Source organism: Dactylosporangium sp. NPDC051485, from assembly GCF_040682015.1.
Lineage (GTDB): Bacteria > Actinomycetota > Actinomycetes > Mycobacteriales > Micromonosporaceae > Dactylosporangium.
In genome coordinates this window covers 1-23,086 of the sequence record NZ_JBFAZW010000140.1, presented here as the reverse complement: position 1 = coordinate 23,086, position 23,086 = coordinate 1, and the positions used below count along the sequence as shown (strand labels likewise).

The 23,086-nt window shown below is 71.5% G+C and carries 23 protein-coding genes; 13 read left to right on the top strand and 10 right to left on the bottom strand.

Annotated elements, in window-relative coordinates:
• The 4 genes from AB0M46_RS45610 to AB0M46_RS45595 form a co-directional block, all read right to left on the bottom strand.
• Positions 1-1,748 (bottom strand): SMC family ATPase (locus AB0M46_RS45610; RefSeq protein ID WP_363346868.1); only part of this gene is annotated, 1,748 nt, incomplete at its 3' end.
• Positions 1,745-2,890 carry an exonuclease SbcCD subunit D gene (locus AB0M46_RS45605; protein WP_363346866.1) on the bottom strand — a complete coding sequence of 382 codons (1,146 nt, stop codon included), beginning with the start codon at positions 2,888-2,890 and terminating at the stop codon, positions 1,745-1,747. The genes AB0M46_RS45605 and AB0M46_RS45610, both read right to left, overlap by 4 nt.
• A 9-nt stretch (positions 2,891-2,899) precedes the next feature.
• Positions 2,900-4,669, bottom strand: a complete 1,770-nt coding sequence (locus AB0M46_RS45600) for an ATP-binding protein (protein ID WP_363346864.1) — start codon at positions 4,667-4,669, stop codon at positions 2,900-2,902.
• A 183-nt stretch (positions 4,670-4,852) separates the two neighbouring features.
• Complete coding sequence (locus AB0M46_RS45595; RefSeq protein ID WP_363346862.1) at positions 4,853-5,560, bottom strand: pyrimidine reductase family protein; 708 nt, start codon at positions 5,558-5,560, stop codon at positions 4,853-4,855.
• A gap of 177 nt (positions 5,561-5,737) precedes the next feature.
• Between AB0M46_RS45595 and AB0M46_RS45590 the strand changes: the two genes are divergently transcribed.
• The 7 genes from AB0M46_RS45590 (at position 5,738) to AB0M46_RS45560 (ending at position 12,977) form a co-directional block, all read left to right on the top strand.
• The gene (locus AB0M46_RS45590) at positions 5,738-6,283 is read left to right on the top strand and encodes a plasmid pRiA4b ORF-3 family protein (RefSeq protein ID WP_363346860.1); all 546 of its coding nucleotides are present in this window, start codon (positions 5,738-5,740) and stop codon (positions 6,281-6,283) included.
• Positions 6,284-6,502: 219 nt separating this feature from the next.
• The gene (locus AB0M46_RS45585; protein WP_363346858.1) at positions 6,503-7,816 is read left to right on the top strand and encodes an extracellular solute-binding protein; all 1,314 of its coding nucleotides are present in this window, start codon (positions 6,503-6,505) and stop codon (positions 7,814-7,816) included.
• A gap of 70 nt (positions 7,817-7,886) precedes the next feature.
• Positions 7,887-8,837 carry a sugar ABC transporter permease gene (locus AB0M46_RS45580; RefSeq protein ID WP_363346856.1) on the top strand — a complete coding sequence of 317 codons (951 nt, stop codon included), beginning with the start codon at positions 7,887-7,889 and terminating at the stop codon, positions 8,835-8,837.
• Positions 8,834-9,745, top strand: coding sequence for a carbohydrate ABC transporter permease (locus tag AB0M46_RS45575; protein WP_363346854.1), 912 nt, complete (start codon positions 8,834-8,836; stop codon positions 9,743-9,745). Before AB0M46_RS45580 ends, AB0M46_RS45575 begins: the two co-directional genes overlap by 4 nt.
• Positions 9,742-11,148: a GH1 family beta-glucosidase gene (locus tag AB0M46_RS45570; RefSeq protein WP_363346852.1), complete on the top strand. Its 1,407-nt coding sequence runs from the start codon at positions 9,742-9,744 to the stop codon at positions 11,146-11,148. The genes AB0M46_RS45575 and AB0M46_RS45570 overlap by 4 nt, the downstream gene beginning before the upstream one ends.
• Positions 11,149-11,388: 240 nt before the next feature.
• Positions 11,389-12,456, top strand: coding sequence for a LacI family DNA-binding transcriptional regulator (locus AB0M46_RS45565; RefSeq protein ID WP_363346870.1), 1,068 nt, complete (start codon positions 11,389-11,391; stop codon positions 12,454-12,456).
• A 53-nt stretch (positions 12,457-12,509) separates the two neighbouring features.
• On the top strand, positions 12,510-12,977 hold the full coding sequence (locus AB0M46_RS45560) for a hypothetical protein (protein ID WP_363346850.1): 468 nt from the start codon (positions 12,510-12,512) through the stop codon (positions 12,975-12,977).
• 153 nt (positions 12,978-13,130) lie between these two features.
• Here the strand turns inward: AB0M46_RS45560 and AB0M46_RS45555 are convergent, their stop codons facing one another.
• Positions 13,131-13,385, bottom strand: a complete 255-nt coding sequence (locus tag AB0M46_RS45555) for a Txe/YoeB family addiction module toxin (RefSeq protein ID WP_363346848.1) — start codon at positions 13,383-13,385, stop codon at positions 13,131-13,133.
• On the bottom strand, positions 13,382-13,657 hold the full coding sequence (locus AB0M46_RS45550) for a type II toxin-antitoxin system prevent-host-death family antitoxin (RefSeq protein WP_363346846.1): 276 nt from the start codon (positions 13,655-13,657) through the stop codon (positions 13,382-13,384). Before AB0M46_RS45550 ends, AB0M46_RS45555 begins: the two co-directional genes overlap by 4 nt.
• A gap of 405 nt (positions 13,658-14,062) precedes the next feature.
• Here AB0M46_RS45550 and AB0M46_RS45545 point away from each other — a divergent pair, with 405 nt between their 5' ends.
• Positions 14,063-14,545: an NUDIX hydrolase gene (locus AB0M46_RS45545; protein ID WP_363346844.1), complete on the top strand. Its 483-nt coding sequence runs from the start codon at positions 14,063-14,065 to the stop codon at positions 14,543-14,545.
• A gap of 190 nt (positions 14,546-14,735) precedes the next feature.
• Here the strand turns inward: AB0M46_RS45545 and AB0M46_RS45540 are convergent, their stop codons facing one another.
• Complete coding sequence (locus AB0M46_RS45540) at positions 14,736-15,878, bottom strand: pyridoxal-phosphate dependent enzyme (protein ID WP_363346842.1); 1,143 nt, start codon at positions 15,876-15,878, stop codon at positions 14,736-14,738.
• Positions 15,879-15,951: 73 nt separating this feature from the next.
• Positions 15,952-17,037, bottom strand: a complete 1,086-nt coding sequence (locus AB0M46_RS45535) for a DUF4037 domain-containing protein (RefSeq protein ID WP_363346839.1) — start codon at positions 17,035-17,037, stop codon at positions 15,952-15,954.
• 59 nt (positions 17,038-17,096) lie between these two features.
• On the opposite strand from AB0M46_RS45535, the gene AB0M46_RS45530 reads away from it, so the two are divergent.
• Positions 17,097-17,234 carry a hypothetical protein gene (locus tag AB0M46_RS45530; RefSeq protein ID WP_363346837.1) on the top strand — a complete coding sequence of 46 codons (138 nt, stop codon included), beginning with the start codon at positions 17,097-17,099 and terminating at the stop codon, positions 17,232-17,234.
• 40 nt (positions 17,235-17,274) lie between these two features.
• Here the strand turns inward: AB0M46_RS45530 and AB0M46_RS45525 are convergent, their stop codons facing one another.
• Together AB0M46_RS45525 and AB0M46_RS45520 are read right to left on the bottom strand one after the other, a co-directional pair.
• A complete protein-coding gene (locus AB0M46_RS45525) occupies positions 17,275-18,486 on the bottom strand; it encodes an acyl-CoA dehydrogenase family protein (RefSeq protein ID WP_363346835.1) in 1,212 nt (403 codons plus the stop codon).
• A gap of 33 nt (positions 18,487-18,519) precedes the next feature.
• Entirely contained in the window at positions 18,520-19,539 is a 1,020-nt protein-coding gene (locus AB0M46_RS45520) for a phosphotransferase family protein (protein WP_363346833.1), read from the bottom strand.
• Between the two features lie 219 nt (positions 19,540-19,758).
• Between AB0M46_RS45520 and AB0M46_RS45515 the strand changes: the two genes are divergently transcribed.
• The 4 genes from AB0M46_RS45515 to AB0M46_RS45500 all read left to right on the top strand — a co-directional run.
• Complete coding sequence (locus AB0M46_RS45515) at positions 19,759-20,529, top strand: amino acid-binding protein (protein WP_363346831.1); 771 nt, start codon at positions 19,759-19,761, stop codon at positions 20,527-20,529.
• A 26-nt stretch (positions 20,530-20,555) separates the two neighbouring features.
• On the top strand, positions 20,556-21,089 hold the full coding sequence (locus AB0M46_RS45510; RefSeq protein WP_363346829.1) for a hypothetical protein: 534 nt from the start codon (positions 20,556-20,558) through the stop codon (positions 21,087-21,089).
• Between the two features lie 107 nt (positions 21,090-21,196).
• Positions 21,197-22,459 carry a cytochrome ubiquinol oxidase subunit I gene (locus tag AB0M46_RS45505; protein WP_363346827.1) on the top strand — a complete coding sequence of 421 codons (1,263 nt, stop codon included), beginning with the start codon at positions 21,197-21,199 and terminating at the stop codon, positions 22,457-22,459.
• Positions 22,460-22,544: 85 nt separating this feature from the next.
• On the top strand, positions 22,545-23,086 hold a 542-nt coding region (locus AB0M46_RS45500; RefSeq protein ID WP_363346825.1), incomplete at its 3' end, for a cytochrome d ubiquinol oxidase subunit II.

Sequence of the window (23,086 nt, the reverse complement as noted above, 5' to 3'; positions counted from 1 at the left end):
GGCCGGCCCGCGCGGCGGCGGCCCGCCTCGCCGGTGGCCCAGCCGTGCAGGGTGGACCAGGCGTCGGCGAGGTCGTCGCGGTTGGCCGGGGGAGGGGCGAAGGCGGCGAGGCCGTCGCGGGCGGCGTCGAAGGCCCGCCAGGCGGCCCGCAGCCGCTCCTCGGCCCGGGAGGCGGCGCCGGTCGCGGTGCGGTGGGCCTCGCGGGCCTTGCGCACCTCGGCGCCGGCCCTCTCCAGGCCCTTGGTGAGCTTCGCGATGCCGTCGAGGTCGCGCTGCAGCGCCTCCGGCGGGGGCGCCCCGTGCAGCTCCCGGTCCAGCTCGCTGGCGCGGCGGCCGATCTGCTCGGCGTGGGCCCGGGCGGTGGCGAGGGCCCGGTCCAGCTCGCGGGCGGCGCGGTCGCGCTCCTCCACGACCCGGTCGGCGGCCTCGCTGCGCTTGCGGGCGGCCTTGCCGGCGGCCTCGGCGGCGGCGACGGCCGGCTCGTGCGGCACCGTCGGCAGCTCGTGCACGGTCTGCGTGCAGACCGGGCAGGCGTCGCCGACCCGCAGGTGGGGCCGCAACGCGACAGCCCGGTCCGCGGCCACCGCGGCCTGGTAGGCCTCCCTGGCCGCCTCCAGCGCCCGCAGCGCGGCGGAAGCGTCGGACCGGGCCAGGGTGAGGGCCTGGGCGGCCTTCTCGTGATCGTGGGCCGCGGCGGCCACCGCCGAGTCGACCGACGCGGACTCCGCGGTCAGCCGGGCGCGCTCCGCGTGGCGGTCCAGCAGGCGGCGCAGGGCCGCCGCGTCGCCGGCCGCGGTCAGCTCGCCGCGCAGCTTCTCCTCGCGCTCCTCGGCGGCCCGGGCGGCCTCCAGCGTGTCGGCGACGGCGGCGTGCGCGGTCGCGGCCGCTGCGGCCGGCCCGGCCGCCTCGCCGGGCACGCTCACCGCGGCCAGCCGGGCGATCTCCGCGTCCAGCGTGGCCAGGGTGGCGGCGGCCGACTGGGCGAGCCGGCCGGCGTCGGCCAGCTGCGGCGCGAACCGGTCGACGGCCTCGGCCAGCGCCCGCAGCGCGGCGACCCGCGCGGTCGCGGCGGCCAGGGCGTCGTCGTCGACGTCCGCGAGGGCCGCGAGCTGCTCCTCGAGGACCTTGAGCCGGGCGTCGGCGGTGGCGCCCTCCGCGGCCGCGCGCTCCCGGATGCGGCCGTAGACGTCCAGGCCGAGCAGGTTGACCAGGATCTTCTGCCGCTCGGCCGGCTTGGCGTGCAGGAACGCCGCGAACTCGCCCTGCGGGAGCACCACGCACTTGGTGAACTGCTCGTACGGCAGCCCGATGACGGTCAGCACCGCCTCGTCGACCTCGCTCGGCGTGCCCGCCAGGACCTCCGCGACGTCGTCGGCCTCCAGCCCGAACTCCAGCTTGCCGAGGTCGAGCCCGGGGGCGAGCGCCTCCAGGCCGGCGTGCTTGGTGGTGACCGACCCCTTGGCGTCGCGCCGCACGACGCGGGTCAGCACGTAGCGGACCCCGGCCGATTCGAACACCAGCCGCACCCGTGCCTCGGCGGCCGACGGGGCGAGCGCGTTGGCGATGGCGCGGCGGTCGCCCCAGCGCGGCACCGTGCCGTACAACGCGAAACAGATGGCGTCGAGGACCGTGGACTTGCCGGAGCCGGTCGGCCCGACCAGCGCGAAGAAGTCCGTGTCGGTGAAGTCCACCGTGGTCGGCTCGCGGAACACCGTGAAGCCGTCCAGGTCCAGGCGGATGGGCCTCATGCGTGCGTCACCTCGTCGTGCAGCCGGTGGAACAGGGCCACGGTGGCCTCGTCGGCGTGCCCGCGCTGGCCGAGGTAGTCGGCGAAGAGCTCGCCGGCCGAGCGCCCGGCCCGCGCGTGCTCGGTCCGGCCGGCGCCCGGGCCGGGCATCAGCTTCGGGTCGATGCGCACCTCGAGGGCCTTCGGCAGCAGCGCCTGCACCTCCTCGCGCAGTCCGGCGCGGGGCGCCTCCTGGACGTACACCCGCAGCCACGCCTCGCCGGTGTCCAGCGTCGCCAGCTGCTCGAGGGTCCCCCGCACGGTGCGCAGGGGGGTGATCACCGGCAGCGGCAGCTCCCGCACCCGGGCCGCGGTCGCCGCGGTGACGTCGACGATCGCGGCGGAGGCGAAGTTCTCCTCCTCGCCGAAGTCGATGGGCAGCGGGCTGCCGCTGTAGCGGATCGGGCAGGGGCCGCTGACCGACTGGGCGCGGTGCAGGTGCCCAAGCGCCGCGTAGTGCACGGAGGAGGGGAAGACGGTGGCCGGCACGGCGTAGCCCATGATCGTGTGGGCCTCCCGCTCGCCGCCGCCCATCGTGGCGCCGATGACGGTGAGGTGCGCGGTCAGCAGGTTCACGGTGTCCGCGCCGAAACCCTGCGCGAGCCGGGCGATGAGGTCGCCGACGTAGCCGGCGTAGGACTGGGTGATCTCGGCCGCGGACAGGTCGAACATCTCGCTGGCCCGCACGGCGTAGCGCTGGGACAGGAACGGCAGCGCGACGAGGCGCCACTGCTCGCCGTCGCGGGTGGTGCCGGACAGCAGGTGCTCCTCGGGCTTGCCGATCGCGCCGCGGATGGTGATCCCGGCGGCGTCGGCCCACGGCCGCAGCGCGTCGAGGGCGCGGCCGTTGTCGTGGTTGCCGCCGATCACCACCACGTCGGCGCCGGTCTTGCGCAGCGCGGACAGGCCGCGGGTGACGATGAGCGTGGACTCCGCGTTGGGGGTCGCCGTGTCGTAGAGGTCCCCGGCCACGATCACCAGGTCGGGCCGCTCGGCCACCGCCACGTCGACGAGGGCCCGCAGCGCGGCGATGTGGTCGGCGGCCCGCGACTGTCCTTTGAGGACCTTGCCGACGTGCCAGTCCGAGGTGTGCAGAATCCGCAAAGCCAACTCCTAGAACGGGATGTCGTCGTCGGAGACGCCGCCGGCGCCGACTCGGGCCACCACCGCGAAGGGGTCGGTGGCGTGCTGGGCGATGGAGCGCAGCGTCGAGCTGGGTGGCGGGCCGGCCTCGGCGGGGCGGGTGGCCCAGGACGGGAACGGGAACTCGATGCACAGCGGCACGGGGATCTCCGGCTGCGACACGAACATGGTGCCGGGCTTGGCCAGCAGCGCGCGCTGGCGCTGGGCCGGGGGGAGGAAGCCGTACTCCGGGCGCGACGCCTCGGCCGGGTCGAGCCGCCCGACCACGCGGATCGCCGAGTTGGCCACGATGCGCCGCTCGACCTCGCTCGCGGTCTGCTGGGCCCCGATGAGCACCACGCCCAGGGAGCGGCCCCGCTCGGCGATGTCGAGCAGCACCTCCTTGATCGGGCTGGCCCCCTCGCGCGGCGCGTACTTGTTGAGCTCGTCGAGCACCACGAACAGCAGCGGCTTGGCGGTGCCGGCCTTCTCCTTGCGCTCGAACTCGGTGCGCAGCGTCACGCCGACCACGAAGCGCTGCGCCCGGTCCGGCAGGTTGTGCAGGTCGACGACGGTGACCTGGGCCGACTCGGCGGTGTTGATCTGGTGCGGCTTGCGGGTGGCCAGGTCGCCGCGGATGAGCCGGGAGAGGTCCTTCTTGCTGCCGATGAGCCGGCGGGCGAAGGCGTTGACGGTGCCGAGGCCGACCGCGCTGCCGGCCCACGCGCCGCGGGTGGCGTCGTCGTTGAGCTGCTCGACGAGGTGGTCGACCAGGTCGGCGTAGGAGTTGATGCGCACGCCGTCGATCGCCACCCCGCCCTCGGCCGGCTGGGCGATCCTCGCCAGGTGCGCGGTCACGGAGTGGACCACCATCGTGTACTGCTGCCGCTCGTCGTCGGCGTCGGCGAACACGTACGGCAGCAACCGGTCCCCGCAGAACTCCGCGAGGGTCCAGTAGAACGCGTCGACGCCGCTGAGCCGGCTGCTCACGTCCGGGGTGCCGGAGGAGTCGCCGGCCCGCGGCGGTGCGTAGACGCGCACGTCCGGGAAGGGCCCGGCGACCAGGCCCAGCCGCGCGTAGGCGTCCTCGGTGGCCCGGTCCAGGCGCGCGTTGGGGTGGTCGAGGAACAGCAGGTCCTCGCCCTTGACGTTGAAGATGAGCGCGCGGGTGTTGGCGGTCTCGCCGGCCCCGCCCAGCACGCCCGAGCGGAAGACGGAGTACAGCAGGAACGTGGCGAAGCTGGTCTTCGTGGCCACCCCGGAGATGCCGGAGATGGAGACGTGCGCGCCGCGGGAGCCGTCGAGGAAGTCGGCGTTGAGGAACATGGGGGCGCCGTCGCGGCCGAAGCCCATCGGCACGGTGCGCTCCATGCGGTCGAAGTACAGCGCGCCGGCCCGGGCGTCGCCTTGGGCGCGGTGCACCAGCGCGCCCGGGGTCGGCGGGACGTAGACCTCGGGGTCGACCCGGGTGGTGGTGATCTCCGCGGCCTCCTGGATGGTGGCCGGGAGCGTGCCGTCGGCGACGAGGAAGACGTCGGAGTCGAACGCCACCCCCTCGTGCCGGGCGCGGACCGCGGTCACCACGCCGGCGATGGTCACGGGGTCGTGCCCGGGGAGGTCACGCTCCGTGACGACGACGTCGTCGAGCTGGAGGTAGGCGCCTTCCTCCACGGCGACCCAGAAGGTCAGCGGCGTCGCGTCGGCGGTGCCGAGCACCCGCCCGACCACCGGCCCGGCCGAGGCGGCGGATTCTTCCTCCATGCTGTGGACCCCCAGTACACGTGTTCGCCTCTGCATCCTGCCCCAACGGCGGCCCGGGAGCGAAGGCACCACGCCACCGGTGGATAGATGAGTGCCCCATTCACGCCCACGAACCCGGACAAAACCGCCGTTGTCCACAGGCTGTGGGCGGGTTTTCCACAGGCCTGTGGACGGGTGTGTGGACTATCGCGAGTAGCGCAGGAAGAGCAACCCTTCGTCCAGCATGGCGTGACGCAGAGTTAGGCTCTGGGGTGCGTCAAGCGGCGCCCCGGTCGTGATCCGGTCGGCGCCCGGGCCGGCCAGCAGCGGCGACAGGGTGAGGCACAGCTCGTCGACGAGCCCCGCCGCGGTGAGCGACCCGAACAGGCGCGGCCCGCCCTCGCTGAGGATCTGGGCGAGCCCCCGCGCACGCAGCTGGGCGACGGCGGCGGGGAGATCCACCTCGGCGTCGCCGGCCGTGACGATGTCGGCCACCTCCGCGAGGGGGCCGGGCGAGGCGTGCGCGCGGGTGACGACGATCGGGCGGACGGGCGCCTCGGCGAACACCCGGTGGCGCGGGTCGAGGTCGCAGCGGGCCGAGACGATGACCAGGGTCGGGTACTCGCGCATCCCGCGCCGCACCCGCCAGGCCCGGCGCTGCTCGTCGAGCCGCAGCGCGTGGTAGTCCTCCTCGCGCACGGTGCCGGCGCCGACGAGCAGGGCGTCGCACAGCATCCGCAGCACGCCGAAGACCCGCTTGTCGGCCGGCCCCGACAGCGGCTCGCTCTTGCCGTCCACGTGCCCGGCCCCGTCGAGGCTGGACACGAAGTTCAGCCGCAGCCAGGGTTGGTCTGGCGTGCGGTACAGGTCGGCGAGGTCGACGTCTTCGGCACCGGGTCGCAGCAGCTGCACCCGACGACCCTACTCGCCGGGTGGCCCCGTCACCGGCGGCGTAGGCTCGGGCTCGCGGTGCTGGCAGTCACACCAGTTGCCGCCGCGGCACTCGGCATGCCGTTTGTCCCGGCACGCTTGACAGATCACCGTTTCAGGCTGCGCCAACCGGCCCCGCCGGTCAACAATGTCACCACCATGGCTCGCATGATCTACCAGCTGAGGATCGCGCTGGACGGCGTCGACCCGCCCGTCTGGCGGCGGGTCCTCGTGCCCGGCGCGTTCACCCTGGACCGCCTGCACCGGGTGATCCAGCTGGCCATGGGCTGGGGTGACCGGCACCTGCACGTGTTCGAGGCCGACGGGGTGCAGTACGGCGTGCCGGACCCCGACGGCCTGCTGGAGGTCCGCGACGAGCTCGACGCGCGGCTGGACTCCGTCGCCGTCAAGGGATCCCGCCTTCGGTACACCTACGACTTCGGCGACTGGTGGGAGCACGACGTCGCCGTGGAGGACGTCGCGCCGGCCGATCCCGGGATGCGCTACCCCGCCTGCGCCGGCGGCGAGCGCGCCTGCCCGCCCGACGACGTGGGCGGCCCCGGCGGCTACCGCGCGTTCCTCGCCGCCTACGCCGACCCGTACCACCCCGAGCACGCCGCGATGCACGCGTGGCTCGGCCGCGCCTTCGACCCGGCAGCCTTCGACCCGGGCCCGCGCACCACGCTGCTGCGCCGGATGACCTGAGGCGGTCTGTAGGCCTGCGAAAACCGCCCGAGCAACCGTGCGGTAACGAAATGGGAACGCTCCCATAGTCGCATTGACACATCGCTCATGGCGAGCCAGTCTCATGGGAGCGCTCCCGCAGTCGACTGGGGCATCGATCCGCGTGACCGCCAGACCCCCGGCGGCGCTGCACCCTGCCCACACCCACCACACCATCACGACCTTGAGAGAGGGGTCAGGATGAGCTTTACCTCGCGCCGCACGCGATCCGTCGCCGTGGCCGCGCTGACCGTCGGGCTCGCGCTCGGCATCGGCGCCTGCAGTGCCAAGAAGGACAGCGCCGGCTCCGACGGCAGCACCGGCGGGCCGGTCACCGTCTCGCTGTCCTATTTCGGTACGCCCGGCTTCACCCAGGCGGTCAAGGACTTCGAGGCGGCGAACCCGAACATCAAGGTCGACGTCAAGAACGAGGGCCAGACCAAGGACTTCGTGCCGAAGCTCGCCCAGCAGATCTCGGCCGGCAGCGGCGCGAGCGACGTGGTCATGCTCGAAGAGGGCATGCTGCTGCAGTACCTGAAGGACCACAAGGGCTTCGCCAACCTGCTCGACCTCGGCGCCTCGTCGCTGGAGCGCGAGTACCTGTCCTTCAAGTGGAAGAACGCCTTCACCGCGGACGGCAAGAAGCTCGTCGGCCTCGGCACCGACGTCGGCCCCCTCGCGATGTGCTACCGCACCGATCTGTTCGCCAAGGCCGGCCTGCCGACGGCCCGCGACGAGGTCGGCAAGCTGTGGCCGACGTGGGAGGAGTACGTCAGGCAGGGCGAGACCTTCAAGGCGAAGAACACCGGCGCGGCCTGGATCGACTCGGCGACGTCGATCATGCAGCCGTACATCATGCAGAACGGCGACACCTGGTTCTACGACACGAGCGACAAGTACATCGGCGACACCAACCCGGCCGTGCGGAAGGCCTACGACCTGGGCATGGACCTGGCCGGCAAGGGCCTGACCGCGAAGCTGGCCCGCTGGCAGGCGGACTGGGACGCCGCGTTCAAGAACGCCGCGTTCGCGACCGTGCCGTGCCCGCCGTGGTACACCGGTGTGATCAAGGAGCGCGCCGGCGACGCCGGCAAGAACATGTGGGACATCGCCACCATCCCCGGCAAGGGCGGCAACTGGGGCGGGTCCTACCTCGCGATCCCGGAGCAGAGCAGGCACAAGCAGGCCGCGTTCGAGCTCATCACGTTCCTGACCGGCAAGCAGGGTGGCATCGACGCCTTCAAGGAGGCAGGCCCGCTGCCGTCGTCGGTCTCGGCCCTGGCCGACCCGGCCGTCGCCGACGCGACGAACGAGTACTTCAACAACGCCCCCGTCGGCAAGATCTACGCCGGCGCCGCGAAGGACCTGAAGCCGATCTACCTCGGCCCGAAGCACCAGGCCCTGTGGGAGAACGCGTTCGAGCCGGCCATGCAGGCCGCCGAGCAGGGCAAGCTGAGCGCCCAGGCGGGCTGGGACAAGGCCGTCAAGGACAGCAAGGCGCTGGCCGAGGGCTGATCGGTAACCGGGCGGGAGCGGCGTCCATCGCCGCTCCCGCCTGCCGGCTTCGGAAGAAGGACCACCACCCATGACCACCAACGTCGAGGCCGGCCGGCCTCGTCACGGGCGACGGGACCCCGTGACGCCGCCGCGGCGGAGCCCAATCACGCCCTACCTGTTCGTCGCCCCCTTCTTCCTGCTGTTCGCGGTGTTCGGGGCGTACCCGCTCGTGTACACGGCGGTGCTGTCGCTGCGCAAGAACACCCTGACGGGTGGCGACGCGGGCTTCGCCGGCCTCGAGAATTACTCGAAGGTGCTGCAGGACGAGCACTTCTGGAAGGTCATCGGCAACACGTTCGGCCTGTTCATCGTCTCCACGGTGCCGCAGCTGATCCTGGCCCTGATGATCGCCAGCTGGCTGAACAAGAAGATGCCCGCCCGCACGCTCATCCGCATGGGCGTGCTGATCCCCAACATCACGTCGGTCGCCGCCGTCGGCATCGTCTTCGGGCTCATCTTCGCCGACCGCTACGGCCTCGCGAACTGGCTCATCCACAGCATCGGCTTCGACCCGGTCGAGTGGCGCAACCACCGCTGGTCGTCCTGGACGGCCATCGCGTTCATGGTCGACTGGCGCTGGACCGGCTACAACGCGCTGATCTACCTGGCCGCGATGCAGGCGATCCCGAAGGAGCTCTATGAGTCGGCCGCCCTCGACGGGGCCTCGGCGTTGCGCCGCTTCTGGCGGATCACGGTGCCGCTCATCCAGCCCACGATCCTGTTCACGGTGATCATCTCCACCATCGGCGGCATGCAGCTGTTCACCGAGCCGCTGCTGTTCAACTACGGCCGGATCCAGGGCGGCTCGCTCAACGAGTTCCAGACCGTGGCGATGTACATCTACGAGACCACGTTCATGAACAACTTCAACGTCGGCAAGGGCGCCGCGATCTCGTGGCTGCTGTTCCTCATCATCCTGATCTTCGCGCTGGTGAACTTCCTGCTGGTGCGCCGCTCGGTTCGGGGGACCACCTCATGAGCACGATGACCCGGACCGCCCCGCCGCGCGCCGCGCAGGGGCCGGCGAAGAAGCCGCGCCGGGCCCGCAGCGCCTCGGCGGCGCTGTGGGAGGCCAGCCCGCTGACGTACCTCGGCCTGATCATCGCGATCGTGCTGTCGATCTTCCCGATCGTGTGGTCGTTCATCGTCGCCTCGCGCGACAACTCCGCGGTGACGGCGATCCCGCCGCCGCTGACCCCCGGCCCGAACTTCTTCGCCAACGCCCGGCGGGTGCTGGAGAACACCGACGCCAACTTCGTCTACGGCCTGGTCAACTCGGCCATCGTCGCGGGCTGCGTGACGCTGTCGGTGGTGTTCTTCTCCACTCTGGCCGGCTTCGCGTTCGCCAAGCTCAAGTTCCGCGGCAGGCACGCGCTGCTGCTCGTCATCATCCTGACGATGATGATCCCGACGCAGGTCAACATCATCCCGCTGTACCTGCTCATGGTGAAGCTCGGCTGGACCAACACGCTGCCGGCGGTCATCGTGCCCTTCCTGGTCAAGGGCTTCGGCGTGTTCATGATCCGGCAGTACGCCGAGTCGGCGGTCAGCGACGAGCTGATCGAGGCGGCCCGGATGGACGGCGCCTCCACCTGGCGGACGTACTGGAGCATCGTGCTCCCGGCGCTTCGCCCGGCGGCGGCCGTGCTCGGCCTGCTGACGTTCATGGAGACCTGGAACGACTTCCTGTGGCCCTACGTGGTGCTCAACGGTGACACGCCGACCGTGCAGGTCTCGCTGAACATTCTGGCGACCGGCTACTACAAGACCGACTACGTGCAAGTGTTTACCGGGACAGCCCTGGCGATCGTGCCGCTGCTCATCGTGTTCATCGCATTCGGCCGCCAGATCATCGGCGGCATCATGGAAGGTTCGGTCAAGGCGTGAGCATCATCGACCCGCTGACGTTCCCACCCGGCTTCACCTGGGGGGCGGCGACCGCGTCGTACCAGATCGAGGGGGCGGTCGCCGAGGACGGCCGCACACCGTCCATCTGGGACACGTTCAGCCACACCCCCGGGCGGACCCACAACGGCGACACCGGCGACGAGGCGTGCGACCACTACCACCGCTACCGCGAGGACGTCGCGCTCATGGCGGACCTGGGCCTCGGGGCCTACCGGTTCTCCATCGCGTGGCCCCGCGTGCAGCCGGGCGGCAGCGGGCCGATGCACCAGCGGGGACTCGACTTCTACCGGCGGCTCGTGGACGAACTGCTGGAGCGCGGCATCACCCCGTGGGTCACGCTCTACCACTGGGACCTGCCGCAGGAGCTCGAGGACGTCGGCGGCTGGCCGGCGCGCGACACCGCCGCCCGGTTCGCCGAGTACGCCGCGCTGGTGCACGGCGCGCTCGGCGACCGGGTCCGGCACTGGACCACCTTCAACGAGCCGTGGTGCTCGGCGTTCCTGGGCTACGCCTCCGGCGTGCACGCCCCCGGCCGCCAGCACGCCCCCGACGCGCTCGCCGCGATGCACCACCTGCTGCTCGGCCACGGCGAGGCGACCCGCGCCATCCGCGCGGCGGGTAGCGCAGAGCTACAGCTCGGCATCACGCTGAACCTCTACGCGATCTCCCCGGCCGACCCCGCCAACCCGGGCGACATCGAGGCCGCACGGCGCATCGACGGCCTGGCCAACCGCATTTTCCTGGATCCGGTACTGCGCGGTGCCTACCCCGACGACGTGCGGCGCGACCTGGCCGGCATCAGCGACTTCGGCTTCGTCCGCGACGGCGACCTGCGGACCATCTCCACCCCGCTGGACCTGCTCGGCATCAACTACTACAGCCGGCACGTGGTCGCCGCGCCCGACCCGGACGTGCCCGCCGAGCCCTACTGGCGGGCCCCCACGTCCTGGCCCGGCAGCGAGGGCGTGCGCTTCGTCAAGCGGCCCGGCGTGCCGGTCACCGACATGGACTGGGAGGTCGACGCGCCCGGGCTCACCGAGACCCTCGTGCGGGTGGCGACCGACTACCCGCGCGTCCCGCTCTACGTCACCGAGAACGGGGCGGCGTACGCCGACTCCCGCGGTACCGATGGCGCCATCGACGATGCCGACCGGGTCGCCTACTTCGACGCCCACTTCCGGGCGGCCCGGGCCGCGATCGCCCAGGGCGCGCCGCTCGAGGGCTACTTCGCCTGGTCGCTGCTGGACAACTTCGAATGGGCGTGGGGTTACTCGAAGCGCTTCGGCATTATCGCGGTGGACTACGCCACCCAGGAGCGCACCATCAAGGCCAGCGGGCACCGGTACCGCCAGGTCATCGAGCGCAACGGCCTGGCCGGGTAGCGTGCGCCGCCCGACCCTGCTTCACGGTGGTCCGCCGCTTCCGCGGGGCCACCCACCGGATCACGGCGCGGCGCGGGGCCGGGTCACTGACCGTCGATGGTGCGGTTGCAGATTCGGATGACATCCTGCCGCTCGCGCCCGCCGGCGCCACCGTTGAGGTGATAATGACGATTCCTTGGCAAAGATCGTACGGCCGACGGGTGGCTTGCTGACGGGATGTGCGCACAATGAGGCGTGAACATCCCGTCCCCGGGCCGCCCGCGCTCCGCCGGCCGGCCCACGCTCGACGAGGTCGCCCTCCGCGCCGGCGTCGGCCGCGGCACCGTCTCACGCGTCGTCAACGGCTCCCCCCAGGTGAGCCCGGGGGCCCGCGCCGCGGTCCAGAAGGCGATCGACGAGCTGGGGTACGTGCCCAACCGCGCTGCCCGCGCCCTCGTCACTCAGCGCACCGACTCCGTCGCGCTCGTCGTGTCGGAGTCCGAGGAGCGGGTCTTCGGCGAGCCGTTCTTCGCCGGCATCGTGCGCGGCATCAGCTCCGCCCTGGCCGACACCCAGCTACAGCTGTGGCTGGCCATGGCCCAGTCCCCGGCCGAGCGCCAGCGGGTCGAGCACCACCTGACCAGCCAGCACGTCGACGGCGTCATGCTGCTCTCCCTGCACGACGCCGACCCCCTGCCGCTGCTGCTGGAGCGCCGCGGCCTCCCGGTCGTGCTCGGCGGCCGCCCGGCCCAGATGCTGGCCGACGACGAGCAGCTGAACTTCACGGCGCAGCTGTCGCAGTTGTCGTACGTCGACGCCGACAACGAGGGCGGCGCCCGCCTCGCCGTCGGGCACCTGCTCGATCGCCAGCGCCGCCGCATCGCCACCGTCGCCGGCCCCCAGGACATGGCCGCTGGCGTCTCCCGCCTCACGGGTTACCGGGAGGCGCTGGAGCGCGCCGGCCTGGGCGTCGACGAGCGCCTGATCGCGTACGGCGACTTCTCCGAGGCCAGCGGCGAGCGCGCGATCCACGAGCTGCTGGCCGCCGACCCCTCGATCGACGCGGTCTTCGCCGCCTCCGACCTGATGGCCGTCGGCGCCCTGCGCGCCCTGCGCTCCCTCGGCAAGCGCGTCCCGCACGACGTGGCCCTCGTCGGCTTCGACGACATCGCCATCGCCCGCCAGACCGACCCGCCGCTGACCACCGTCCACCAGCCCGTCGAGGCCATGGGCCGCGAGATGGCCCGCCTGCTGATCGCCCGCATCGCCGGCGCCGCTTCCTCCTCGGTGATGGTGGAGACCCACCTGGTCCGCCGCGAGTCCGCGTAGTTTGCGTTTTCACCGTGCAGGGCACCGCAACAACGGAGGAGGTGGCTCATTCGATGAGTGCACAGTGGAAGCGACGCAAGCACCGCGCCGAGCGCGTGGCCGAGGAGGCCTGGGACCACCTGGTCTCGGCTCTGGACAGCGCCAGGGCCTTCGGCGGCACGGTCCGCGACCGCGCGTCCGGCTTCGCGGCCTCGGACCGCTACGACGCCGCATCGCACCGCTTCGGCTCGGCCTACAACACGGCCTCGGACCGGGTGCACACGGCGTCGGACCGGGTCGGCGCGGCGGGCACCGAGGCCTGGAAGCGAGCCAACCGGGCCCTGGACGCCCTGTCCGGCCGCCGCCGGCGCGCGCCGTGGGGCTGGATCGCGGTGGCCGCGCTGGGCGGGGTGGCGGTGGGCTGGGCGATCGCCGCCGCGGCCCCGAAGGCCATCCAGGCGGCCCAAGACCGCTTCACCGAGGAACCGGACGAACTGCCCCCGCCGGCCGCCTACGACCCGGACTACCCCCCAACCCCCTGACCGTCGTCGTTGTCGCGGGCCGGCACTGTTCTCCACGGCCGGCCCGCTGCCTCACATACGGGGTTCGTGCTCACGAGTGCAGCCCCGCCGCCGGCCTGTTCCCCGGAAGGTCGACGACGGGTATGCGGAGGCGGCCTGAAGCGAGGTGGAGTGCTACTCGTAGTGGTAGCGGCACTGCACGATCTGGATGGTGTTGTCGACGATCCGGTACACCAGGCGGTGTTCCTGGTCGATGCGGCGCGACCAGAAGCCGGCCCAGTTGCCGCGGAGCTGCTCCGGCTTGCCGATGCCCTGGTGGCCGTTGCGGCGGATGTCCTCTATCAGCGTGTTGACCCGCCGGAGCATCTGGCGGTCTTGCTGCCAGCTCGGGTAGTCCTCCCACCCGCGAGAGGCGAACTGGACCTTCACGCGGCGTCCGCGTTGCCGTCCGGGTCGATCAGGTCGTGTACCTCGCCGCCGCCGGCGCGCAGTTCTTCGATGGCCTCGTGCAACCGGCGCGCGTTGGCGGGGCTGGCCATCAGGTAGGCCGTCTCCTTCAAGGACTCGTACTCGCGCAACGAGATGATGACCGCGGCCTCATGGCCGGACCGCGTAACCACCACCTCTTCGGCGTCGTCCACGACCTGGTCGAGGACCTTGGCAAGGTTCTGCCGGAGCTCTGAGTAACTGACGGTGCGCACCGGACCCCCAAAGACTGACGTACAACAAATTGTACGCCGCTTCGACCCGTGTGTCAGGGGGCAGGCTCTGGTGGCCGGAGGAGTGCAGCGGCAAAGCTCGTTAGGCACATGGAAGCGCGTGACTGGTTACGCTTCAAACGCACTGTCTGGCGCCCCAGCTCAACTGCCAACTACTGCCAGACTGGCAGTTCGGCATACCAATGCGAGCTGATGACCAGGCCCGAGAGCCGTCCCGACCTTGTTCGCATCAAGGGTTCGCGTCCAACGCCGCGACGCGAACCGCCGTGCTGCGCTTCGTCTCACTGGCACCGGGGCGGCGAAGCGGCCACTGGCCGCGCTGCGCTACCTGGTGGTTGACAGAATTGTCGTATCTGACGCTTCACGGTTGGCCTAGAGTCGCCACCCGTGACTTCGCAGCTCCTTCGCCTCGCGGCCTATGCGGTGTGCGTCAACGACGACCGGATACTGCTGGCCCGGTACGTGTCACCAGACCAGGCACAACGGCACTGGACCTTGCCGGGTGGCAAGGTTGAGCACGCCGAGGACCCCTACGACGCGGTTGTCCGAGAGGTCGCCGAAGAGACCGGCTACATCGTCAAGGTCACGAACCTTCTCGGTGTCGACTCCCGAAGCCGGCACGTGGACTGGGCAGGCCCGACCGGAGGCGAGCTGCACAGCGTGGGCGTCTTCTACAGCGTTGCCATTGCGGGAGGCGAACTTCGCCACGAGACCGGCGGCTCCACGGACCTCGCCGCCTGGGTCCAGATCTCCGACGTCCCACAACTCGAACGAGCCGTCATCATCGACATCGCGTTGAACATGTACCGCAGCAAGCCGGCGAGCGGCCACGTTGATCCAGTCCCGATCGGTGGCCTGTTGCGCCACTAGTCTCCGGTCCGTCGGGCTCCGGACCGCTGCTCCCGCAGGCACTGGTTGTTTCGCTCTCCGCCGACTCCGTGTGGAGTCACCCAAACCCGGTCGCAGCCACAATCTGGTTCAGAGCGGCCGATGGCACCGTCGCCTCTGGGCGGTACACCGCTCTGCTCGTCGGCACGGCCAAGCGCTTCCTCGGCGTCGGTCAGGGCTCGGTCCACTCACCGTGCGTGAGGAAGCGATCGATCACCTCGGTGTACGGCTTCGGGTCGAGCTTCTTCCCCTCGGTCCAGGCGTCGTCGTAGTAGGTGCTGCGGTAGGCCGCAGCGCCGTCGCAGATCAGGGTGGCGATGCTGCCCGTTTCACCGCGCTGGCGCATGCCGTGGGCGATGCGCAGGGCACCCCAGAGATTGGTGCCGGTCGACGGGCCGGCTGACCAGCCGGTGGTGGCCGCGAGATGGCGCATGGCGGCGAGGCTCGCCGCGTCGGGTACGGGGATCATGAGGTCGACGACCGCGGGCAGGAATGCCGGTTCGACGCGGGGCCGGCCGATGCCTTCGATTCGTGACGGCATCCCGGTGCCGTATCCCGGATAGCCGGTGACCCAACTGGGCCAGTAGGCAGAGTTCTCCGGGTCCACCACCGCAAGTTGCGTGGGATACCCGTGATAGCGCAGGTGCCGGCCCAGGGTCGCGCTGGTCGTCCCGGTGCCGGCACCCACCACGGCCCACACGGGCGGCCCGCCCTCGTGCGTGATCACCTGGGCGGTCAGGGCGGCACCGACACTTTCGAAGCTGCGCCAGTCCTCGACATGCGCCGCCGAAGTCAGGTGGTCGAGGTAGTGGCCGCCGAGTTCCGCCGCGAGCCTGGCGGCCTCGTCATAGATGGCGACGGGTGGGTCGAACAGGTGGCAGCGGCCACCGTACCGCTCGATTCGCTCCCGTTTCGCCGGTGGCGTCTTGCCCGGCACGACGGCAACGAAGGGCAGCCCCAGCACGGCCGCGAAGTAGGCGGTGGCAACCGCCGTGTTGCCCGCCGTCGCCTCGACCACGGTCGTTCCTTCGCCGATGTCGCCGCGGGCGACCGCGTCTTCTATCAGCCGACGGACCAAGCGGTGCTTGAGGCTTCCGGTGGGACGCTGTGACTCGTCCTGGAAGTACAGCGAGATACCCCACGACGCCGGGAGCGGGTAACGGCGTAGTGGTACCGGTGTCTCCGCGGCCGCCTCGGCACGCAACCGCGCCAGCGCCTGCTGCGCCCACAGCCGTGCGCCGGCGTGGGTCGGACCGTCGGGATCGTTCATTGTGCCCCCCGTCATGACAGGCCAAGGTACCGTCCACGCACGCATCTATCGAGCCCGAGCCGACACCCAGCCCGAGACCCACGCTCCGGGGCCGCGAGAAGGCCCCGGACAACGCCGATCAGTCCGGGTACAAAGCGGTGCCGAGCGCGCGGCTACGAGTTCGGTGGCTGAGAGCGTCGGTGCTGTCGACGAACTGGTCGATGGCGCCGGTCACCGGCAGCGCCCGCAGGACAGGATCGTCGATGCCGGCGAGCAGGGCCTGGGCGAAGCGCTCCGCGTGCAGCACGCGGAAGGGCCGGTTGTGGTAGGACCGGACCCGCGGATCGACCGGCGCCGTCAACCCCAGGTTGTTGTGCAGGGCGGCGACCGCTTCATAAGCGATCACGAGCGCCGCCTCGCGGTCGTGCCAGTTGTCCGCGGTGAGGGCGGCGGTCAGCGCTGGGGTGAGCTGAGCGGCCACCGGCAGGCGGGCGAAGGCGGTGCCGAGCCACTTGCTGTACGGCGGGTACGTCCGATGCAGCAGCAGACAAAGACGCATGAGGTCGCGAACCAGCCGGGCGGCCACGACGGCCGAGCCGAGTTCGTCTCCCACCTCCCCGCAACGCCCGACGAAGGCCTCCTCCTGGCTGATGCGCTGCCACTGGCAGGCCAGCACGTAGCGCCACACGTCGTCGGGGTACCAGGCCAGCGCCTGGCGGGCGGGGTGCAGCAGTCCCAGGCCGTCGTGATGTACGGCCCCGGCGGTGACCTCGGCCAAGGTCTGCGTCGGGGTGGCCAGCCAGTCCCGCGCGGTGATCGTGGTCAGGGGGTCGAAGCCCAGGTGGCCGCTCAACCAGCTGGAGAGCGAGGCGATCACCACGCCGTGCTGGACGCGTCCGGTGGTGTGCCGCAGGTGGCGGGTGCCGTGCTCGGTCGCGACCAGGCTGGTCGGGTAGCCGGCGATCGTGGGAGGCAGCCGCGAGCTCAGCAACTCGTCGAGTTTGCCGAAGAGGTCCTCATCGGAAGTCGCGAGGAACAGCTGCAGGCGCGGGCCCCAGTCGTGGTCGGTCGAGCGCTCCGTGTCGAAGCCGAGCACCTCGGAGCCGGGGCCGATCAGCGCCGCCGTGTGGGGCAGGCCGGGGAAGTGGCGGGCGAGCAGCGGCTCTACCGCGTCGCGATAGAGCCGGCGGGACAGTTCCACGCCGGAGATGAAGTCCGCAGGCACGTCCGGCATCGTCGCAGCACGGTCCGGCCCGCGTCGACGGAATTTGGGAGGATGGAGCCATGACTGGAACCGTGAACTGGCGGGACGTCAAGGCCAAGGCCCGCGCCGCCGATCCGACCTGGGACAGCGCCGAGCGAGTCGCTCGGCGCAGGCAGCTGCGTGAGCAGATGCTCGAAGTGGCGCCTGCCGCAAGGTAGGAGCAAGGCAAGAGGAGGCGCCACCTCGACGAAGACAAGGTCAGCTGTACTTGCGCAGCTCCCGCCGGGCCAATGAGGCGCGGTGGACCTCGTCCGGGCCGTCGGCCAGGCGGAGGGTGCGGGCGCTCGCCCACAGGTGGGCCAGGGGAGTGTCCTGGCTGACGCCCGCGGCGCCGTGGGCCTGGATGGCCTTGTCGATGACCCACTCGGCGGTGGAGGGGACGGCGATCTTGATGGCCTGGATCTCGGTGTGGGCGCCCCTGTTGCCCACGGTGTCCATCAGCCAGGCGGTCTTCAGCACGAGCAGGCGGGCCTGTTCGATGCGGACCCGGGACTCGGCGATCCACTCCTGGATGACGCCCTGCTCGGCCAGCGGGCGGCCGAAGGCGACGCGCTGGCTCACGCGGCCGCAGAGGAGCTCCAGGGCGCGTTCGGCCATGCCGATGAGGCGCATGCAGTGGTGGATCCGGCCGGGGCCGAGGCGGGCCTGGGCGATGGCGAAGCCCTGGCCCTCGCCGGCGATGAGGGCGTCGGCGGGGACGCGGACGTTGTCGAACAGCACTTCGGCGTGGCCGCCGTGCAGGGCGTCGGGGTAGCCGAAGACGTGCATGCCGCGCCTGACCGTGATGCCGGGGGTGTCCCGCGGTACGCAGACCATGGTCTGTTGCTTGTGGCGCTCGGCCGTCGGGTCGGTCTTGCCCATCACGATGAAGAGGGCGCAGTTGGGGTTCATGGCGCCCGAGGACCACCACTTGCGGCCGTTGATGACGTAGTCGTCGCCGTCGCGCTCGATGCTCGTGGCGATGTTCGTCGCGTCGGAGGAGGCCACGTCGGGCTCGGTCATGCAGAAGGCCGAGCGGATCTGGCCCTCCAGGAGGGGCTTCAGCCAGCGGTCCTGCTGCTCCGGGGAGCCGAACTGGGCCAGCACCTCCATGTTGCCGGTGTCGGGGGCGGCGCAGTTGAGGGCCTCCGGGGCCAGGTGGGGGCTCCGGCCGGTGATCTCGGCCAGGGGGGCGTACTGCAGGTTGGTCAGGCCGGCCCCGTGCACCGGGTCGGGGAGGAAGAGGTTCCACAGGCCCCGCTCGCGGGCGGCGCGCTTGAGGTCCTCGATGACCGGGGGGCGGGCCCAGGGGTCCTCCAGCAGCGGAACCTGCCGCTCCAGGGTGTGCTCGGCGGGGTACACCTCCTCGTCCATGAAGTCGGTCAGCTTCTCGTGCAGCTCGGTGGTGCGCTCGTCGAAACCGAAGTCCATCAGCTCTCTCCGTTGAGTTCGGCAGTGCCACGTTCACGACGGTCGCGTCGCTGCGATGCCCTCTTCGAGCAGGGGCGGGACGAGCTTCCCGATCTCGTCGAAGCCCGCGCCCACGGTCTGGCCCTGGGTGTAGCGGTAGTGGATGCCTTCGAGCACGACGGCCAGCTTGTAGCAGGCCAGGCCGACGTACCAGTGCAGGTCGTCGCCGATCGGGGCCGAGCGGGCGTAGCGGGCCAGCAGCTCGTCGCCGCCGGGGAAGCCCGCCGCGGCGCCCAGGCCGTCGGCGATCGGGTTGCCGCCGGTCCTGATGCGGTCCAGCACGTTCCAGTACGCCAGCAGCAGCCCCAGATCGGTGAGCGGGTCGCCGATCGTGGCCATCTCCCAGTCCAGGACGGCGGAGACGCGCAGCGTGTCCGGGTCGATGAGGAGGTTGTCGAGCCGGTAGTCGCCGTGCACGATGCCGGTTCGCGGGCTGGCCGGGATGTTGGCGGCGAGCCGGTCGCGCAGGGCGCCGGCGGCCGGCAGGTCGCGGCTGTGCGAGTGCTCCAGCTGCTTGCTCCAGCGGCGGACCTGCCGTTCGAGGAAGCCGTCGGGCCGGCCGAACTCGTCGAGGCCGACCGCTGAGTACGAGACGGTGTGCAGCTCGGCCAGGGTGTCCATCATCGCGAAGGCGATCTTGCGGCGGTTGTCCGGGCCGAGCGGGTCGGTCTGGTCGCGGTGGCGCAGCACGGTGCCGGGGACGCGGGACATGAGGTAGAACGGGGCGCCGATCACCGTGTCGTCCTCGCACAGCAGCAGTGCCTCGGGCACGGGCACCGCGGTGGGGCCCAGCGCCGAGATCACCCGGAACTCGCGGGTCATGTCGTGCGCGGTGGCCAGCACGTGCCCGAGCGGGGGCCGGCGAAGGACGAAGACCTCATTGAGGATGTACGTCAGGTTGGACCGCCCGCCGGCCACCAGCCCGGCCGTCAGCGGCGCGCCGACCAGGCCGGGCGCCTTGGCGTCGAGGTAGCGCTGCAGGCGGACGAGATCGAGACCGGGCGGGGTGGTCATGCGGCCAGTCCAGGCGTGAGACACATTCTCTGTCAAGCGTTGCGACGAAGTTTACCCGTAAATGTCCGATTCGGGGTGACGGTAAACGTTCCGGCATCGACACTGCTGCGAAACGGCGCGGAAACGGACGGTAGGCAACCTGGTCATCAGTACCGGAGAGCAAGGCGTACACCAACGGCGGCGTACATCTGGCCAAGGACGAACGGGAGGTCGACTCACATGCTACTCAGGCTGAGGGTTGCGCTGCCCGACCGTCCCGGCTCACTCGGGCAGGTTGCCCGGACGCTGGGTGTGGTCGGCGCCGACATTGTTTCGGTGGTGGTACTGGAACGAGTCGGTGGTCGTGCGGTGGACGACTTCACCGTGGTCTGGCCGGCCTCGGGCTCGGTCGACCGCGTGCTCACCGGCCTCGCGGCGATCCCAGGCGTTCGCGTGGACGGTGTGTGGCGCGGCACCGAGCTCTCGGAGCCGAGCAGTGGCCGCGAGGTCGCGCTCATCGGACAGGTGGCGGCGAACCCCGAACACGGCCTGGCGACGGTCGTGGACGCGGCGCCCGCACTGTTCGGCGCGGACTGGGCGGTGGCGATCCAGGTCGGATCGGACTGGGCGGGCGGCGGCGCGCGCGCCCAGGCCTGGTCCGGCCACGCGGTGATCTGCGCCAGTTGGCGCGCTCCGGATGTCCCCCCACAGGTGGACATCGCACCACTCCGGCCCCGCGCTCTGAGCGCTGCTGACGGCGTACATCTCGCTGTCGCGCCTTTCCAGCGTGGGGGTCTGGTCCTTGTTGTCGGACGCGGCGGGGCGGACGGCGACGCGGGAGCACCACCGTTTCACGGATCCGAGGTGGAACGGCTGGCGCAGCTGGTCGGTGCAACAGCATCTGTGCTCGGGGACCGGCTGGCGGGGCCCGGTTTGGCGGAATCGGGTGAGGCGGGGTGTTCCGTTGCCGGGCTCCCCGCTCCCGCCGGCACAACCGCATGGGGGGCGTAGTCCCCCACCCGCAGGAGGTCCCGGGGATGACACTCTGGCGCATCCGGGCCACGGTCGACGACCGCCCGGGCTTCCTGTCGGTGCTCACCGCGAGCCTGGCCCTGCGGAAGGTCAACATCCTCTCCGTCCAGGTGCACACCACCGAGACCGGCGCGGTCGACGACTTCCTCGTCGAGGCGCCCGAGGCACTCACCCACGCGGACCTGGTCGACGCCGTGCAGCGCGGCCGCGGCCGGGACCCGTGGATCGCCCCGGCCGACGTGCGCGGGCTGATCGACGAGCCGACCCGGGTGCTGGCCCTGGCCGCCAAGGTCCTCGACGGCTCGGCCACCCTCGAGGAGGCGATCGCGTCGATGCTCGGCGACTGCGACATCTCCTGGCGGGCCGGCAGCTCGACCGGCGCCGGCGGGTACACCGCGACCGGCATGCAGCTGCAGGACCCGGCCGGCGGCACCCTCTATGTCCGGCGGCCGGCGCCGGCGTTCACCCCCGCGGAGTACGCCCGGGCCCAGGCCCTGGTCGAGCTCGCAAGGGTGGCCACGAAGCACACCGCGGCCTGACCGCCCGGTCGCAGCGCCCCCTCGTCCATCGAGGGGGCGCTTCTTGTCGTACCCGTCTACGTGTAGGGTGACGACATGTTGGTTGGGTACATGTCGTGGTGTGATGCATGACCGCCCTTGAGTACGCCCGGCTGCAGTTCGGGCTCACCGCGTCCCTGCACTTCCTCTTCGTCATGGTCACGACCGGGCTGGTCGTGCTGGTCGCGGTCATGCAGACGCGATTCGTCGTGACGGGCAACGAGGTGTACGGCAGGATGGCCCGCTTCTGGGGCCTGCTGTACGCGATCAACTATGCCGTCGGCATCGCCTCCGGGCTGGTCATGGAGTTCGAGATCGGGCTCAACTGGGCCGGCCTGTCGAGGCTCACCGGCGACGTGTTCGGCGCGCCGCTGGCGCTGGAGACCCTGATCGCGTTCGTCCTCGAGTCGACCCTCCTGGGCATGTGGATCTTCGGCTGGGGCCGGCTGGGCCGGTGGCTGCACCTCGCGCTGATCTGGGGCGTCGCCGCGACCGCGCTGCTGTCCGCGTTCTGGGTCATGGTGAGCAACGCCTTCCTGCAGCACCCGGTCGGGTACGCCCGCGACGCGGACGGCATCGCCCGGCTCACCGACTTCGGCGCCCTGCTGAGCAACAGCGCGCTGTGGTTCGCGCTGGTGCACGCCGTCGCGGCGGCCCTGACCGCGGTCGGCATCCTGCTCGCCGGCATCAGCGCGTGGCGCCTGCGCGGCGAGCTGCGCGACGACGCCCACGAGCTGTTCCGCCGCTCGCTGCGCCTCGGCATCCGGGTCGGGCTCATCGGCTGCTTCTTCACCATCGGCATCGGCTACGCGCAGTTCGGCTCGATCGGCGACAACCAGCCCACCAAGCTGGCCGGCGGCGAGAAGGCCATCGCCGCCCAGGCCGACATGGTGGCCCGCTTCGGGCCGGGCCACTACCTGCCGCCCTCCTGGGTCGTCACCTCGCTGGACGCGATGATCGGCATCGCCAACCTGCTCTTCCTGCTGCTGCTCGTGGCGCAGGTGCTGACCTTCCGCGACACGCTCATCCGGCGGCGCTGGGCCCGGCCCATGTCGTGGCTGCTGACGATCCTGATCCCGGTCCCCTTCGTCGCCGCGATCTTCGGCTGGATGGTGCGGGAGGAGGGCCGGCAGCCGTGGGCCGCGTACGGCCTGCTGAAGACCGCCGACGCGGTGACGCCGATGAGCGCCTCGGCGCTGCGCTGGTCCACGCTCGGCTTCACCGTGCTCGTCGCCGCCCTCGCGGTCGTCGACTGGTGGCTGCTGGCCCGCGCCGCGGCCCGCACCCCCGGCGGCGAGTTCGGCACCGACGAGGAAGAGACCCGGCCCGTCCTGCAGGAGGTTTCGGCGTGAGCGGTCCGGAGCGAAGCGGAGGGGCCGCGATGAGTAGGCACAGGTTTGGCTCAGGCCGCGGCCGGAGCGAAGCGGAGGTTTCGGCATGAGCACCGCGTGGTACCTCATCCTCGGCTTCACCTTCGTCGCCTACTTCGTGCTCGGCGGGCTCGACCAGGGCGTGGCCATGCTGCTGCCGGCGCTGCGCGGCGACGGGGAGCGCCGCGCCGCCCTCAACGCGATCGGCCCGATGTTCCTCGGCAACGAGGTCTGGGTGGTCGGCGCGGTCGGCGTCATGGCGGCCGCGTTCCCGCGCCTGGACGGCGAGCTGTTCGCCGCCGCCTACCCGGCCGTCGTCGCGATCGTCCTGGCCCTGCTCGCCCTCAACGCGGGCGTCCAGCTGCGCAGCCGCGGCCGGTGGCGGGCCGGCTTCGACGCGCTCATCGCCGCCGCCGGGCTCGTCCTGGCCCTCGGCTGGGGGCTGCTGTTCGGCGTACTGCTGCACGGCGTCCCGCTCGCCGGCGGCCGCGTCCACGGGCTCGCGCCGCTGGCCGACCCGCAGGTGTGGTGCACGGCGGTGGCCAACGTGCTGCTGGTGCTCGCGCACGGGGCGGCGTTCCTGCTGTGGCGGCTCGACCAGGGCCCGGC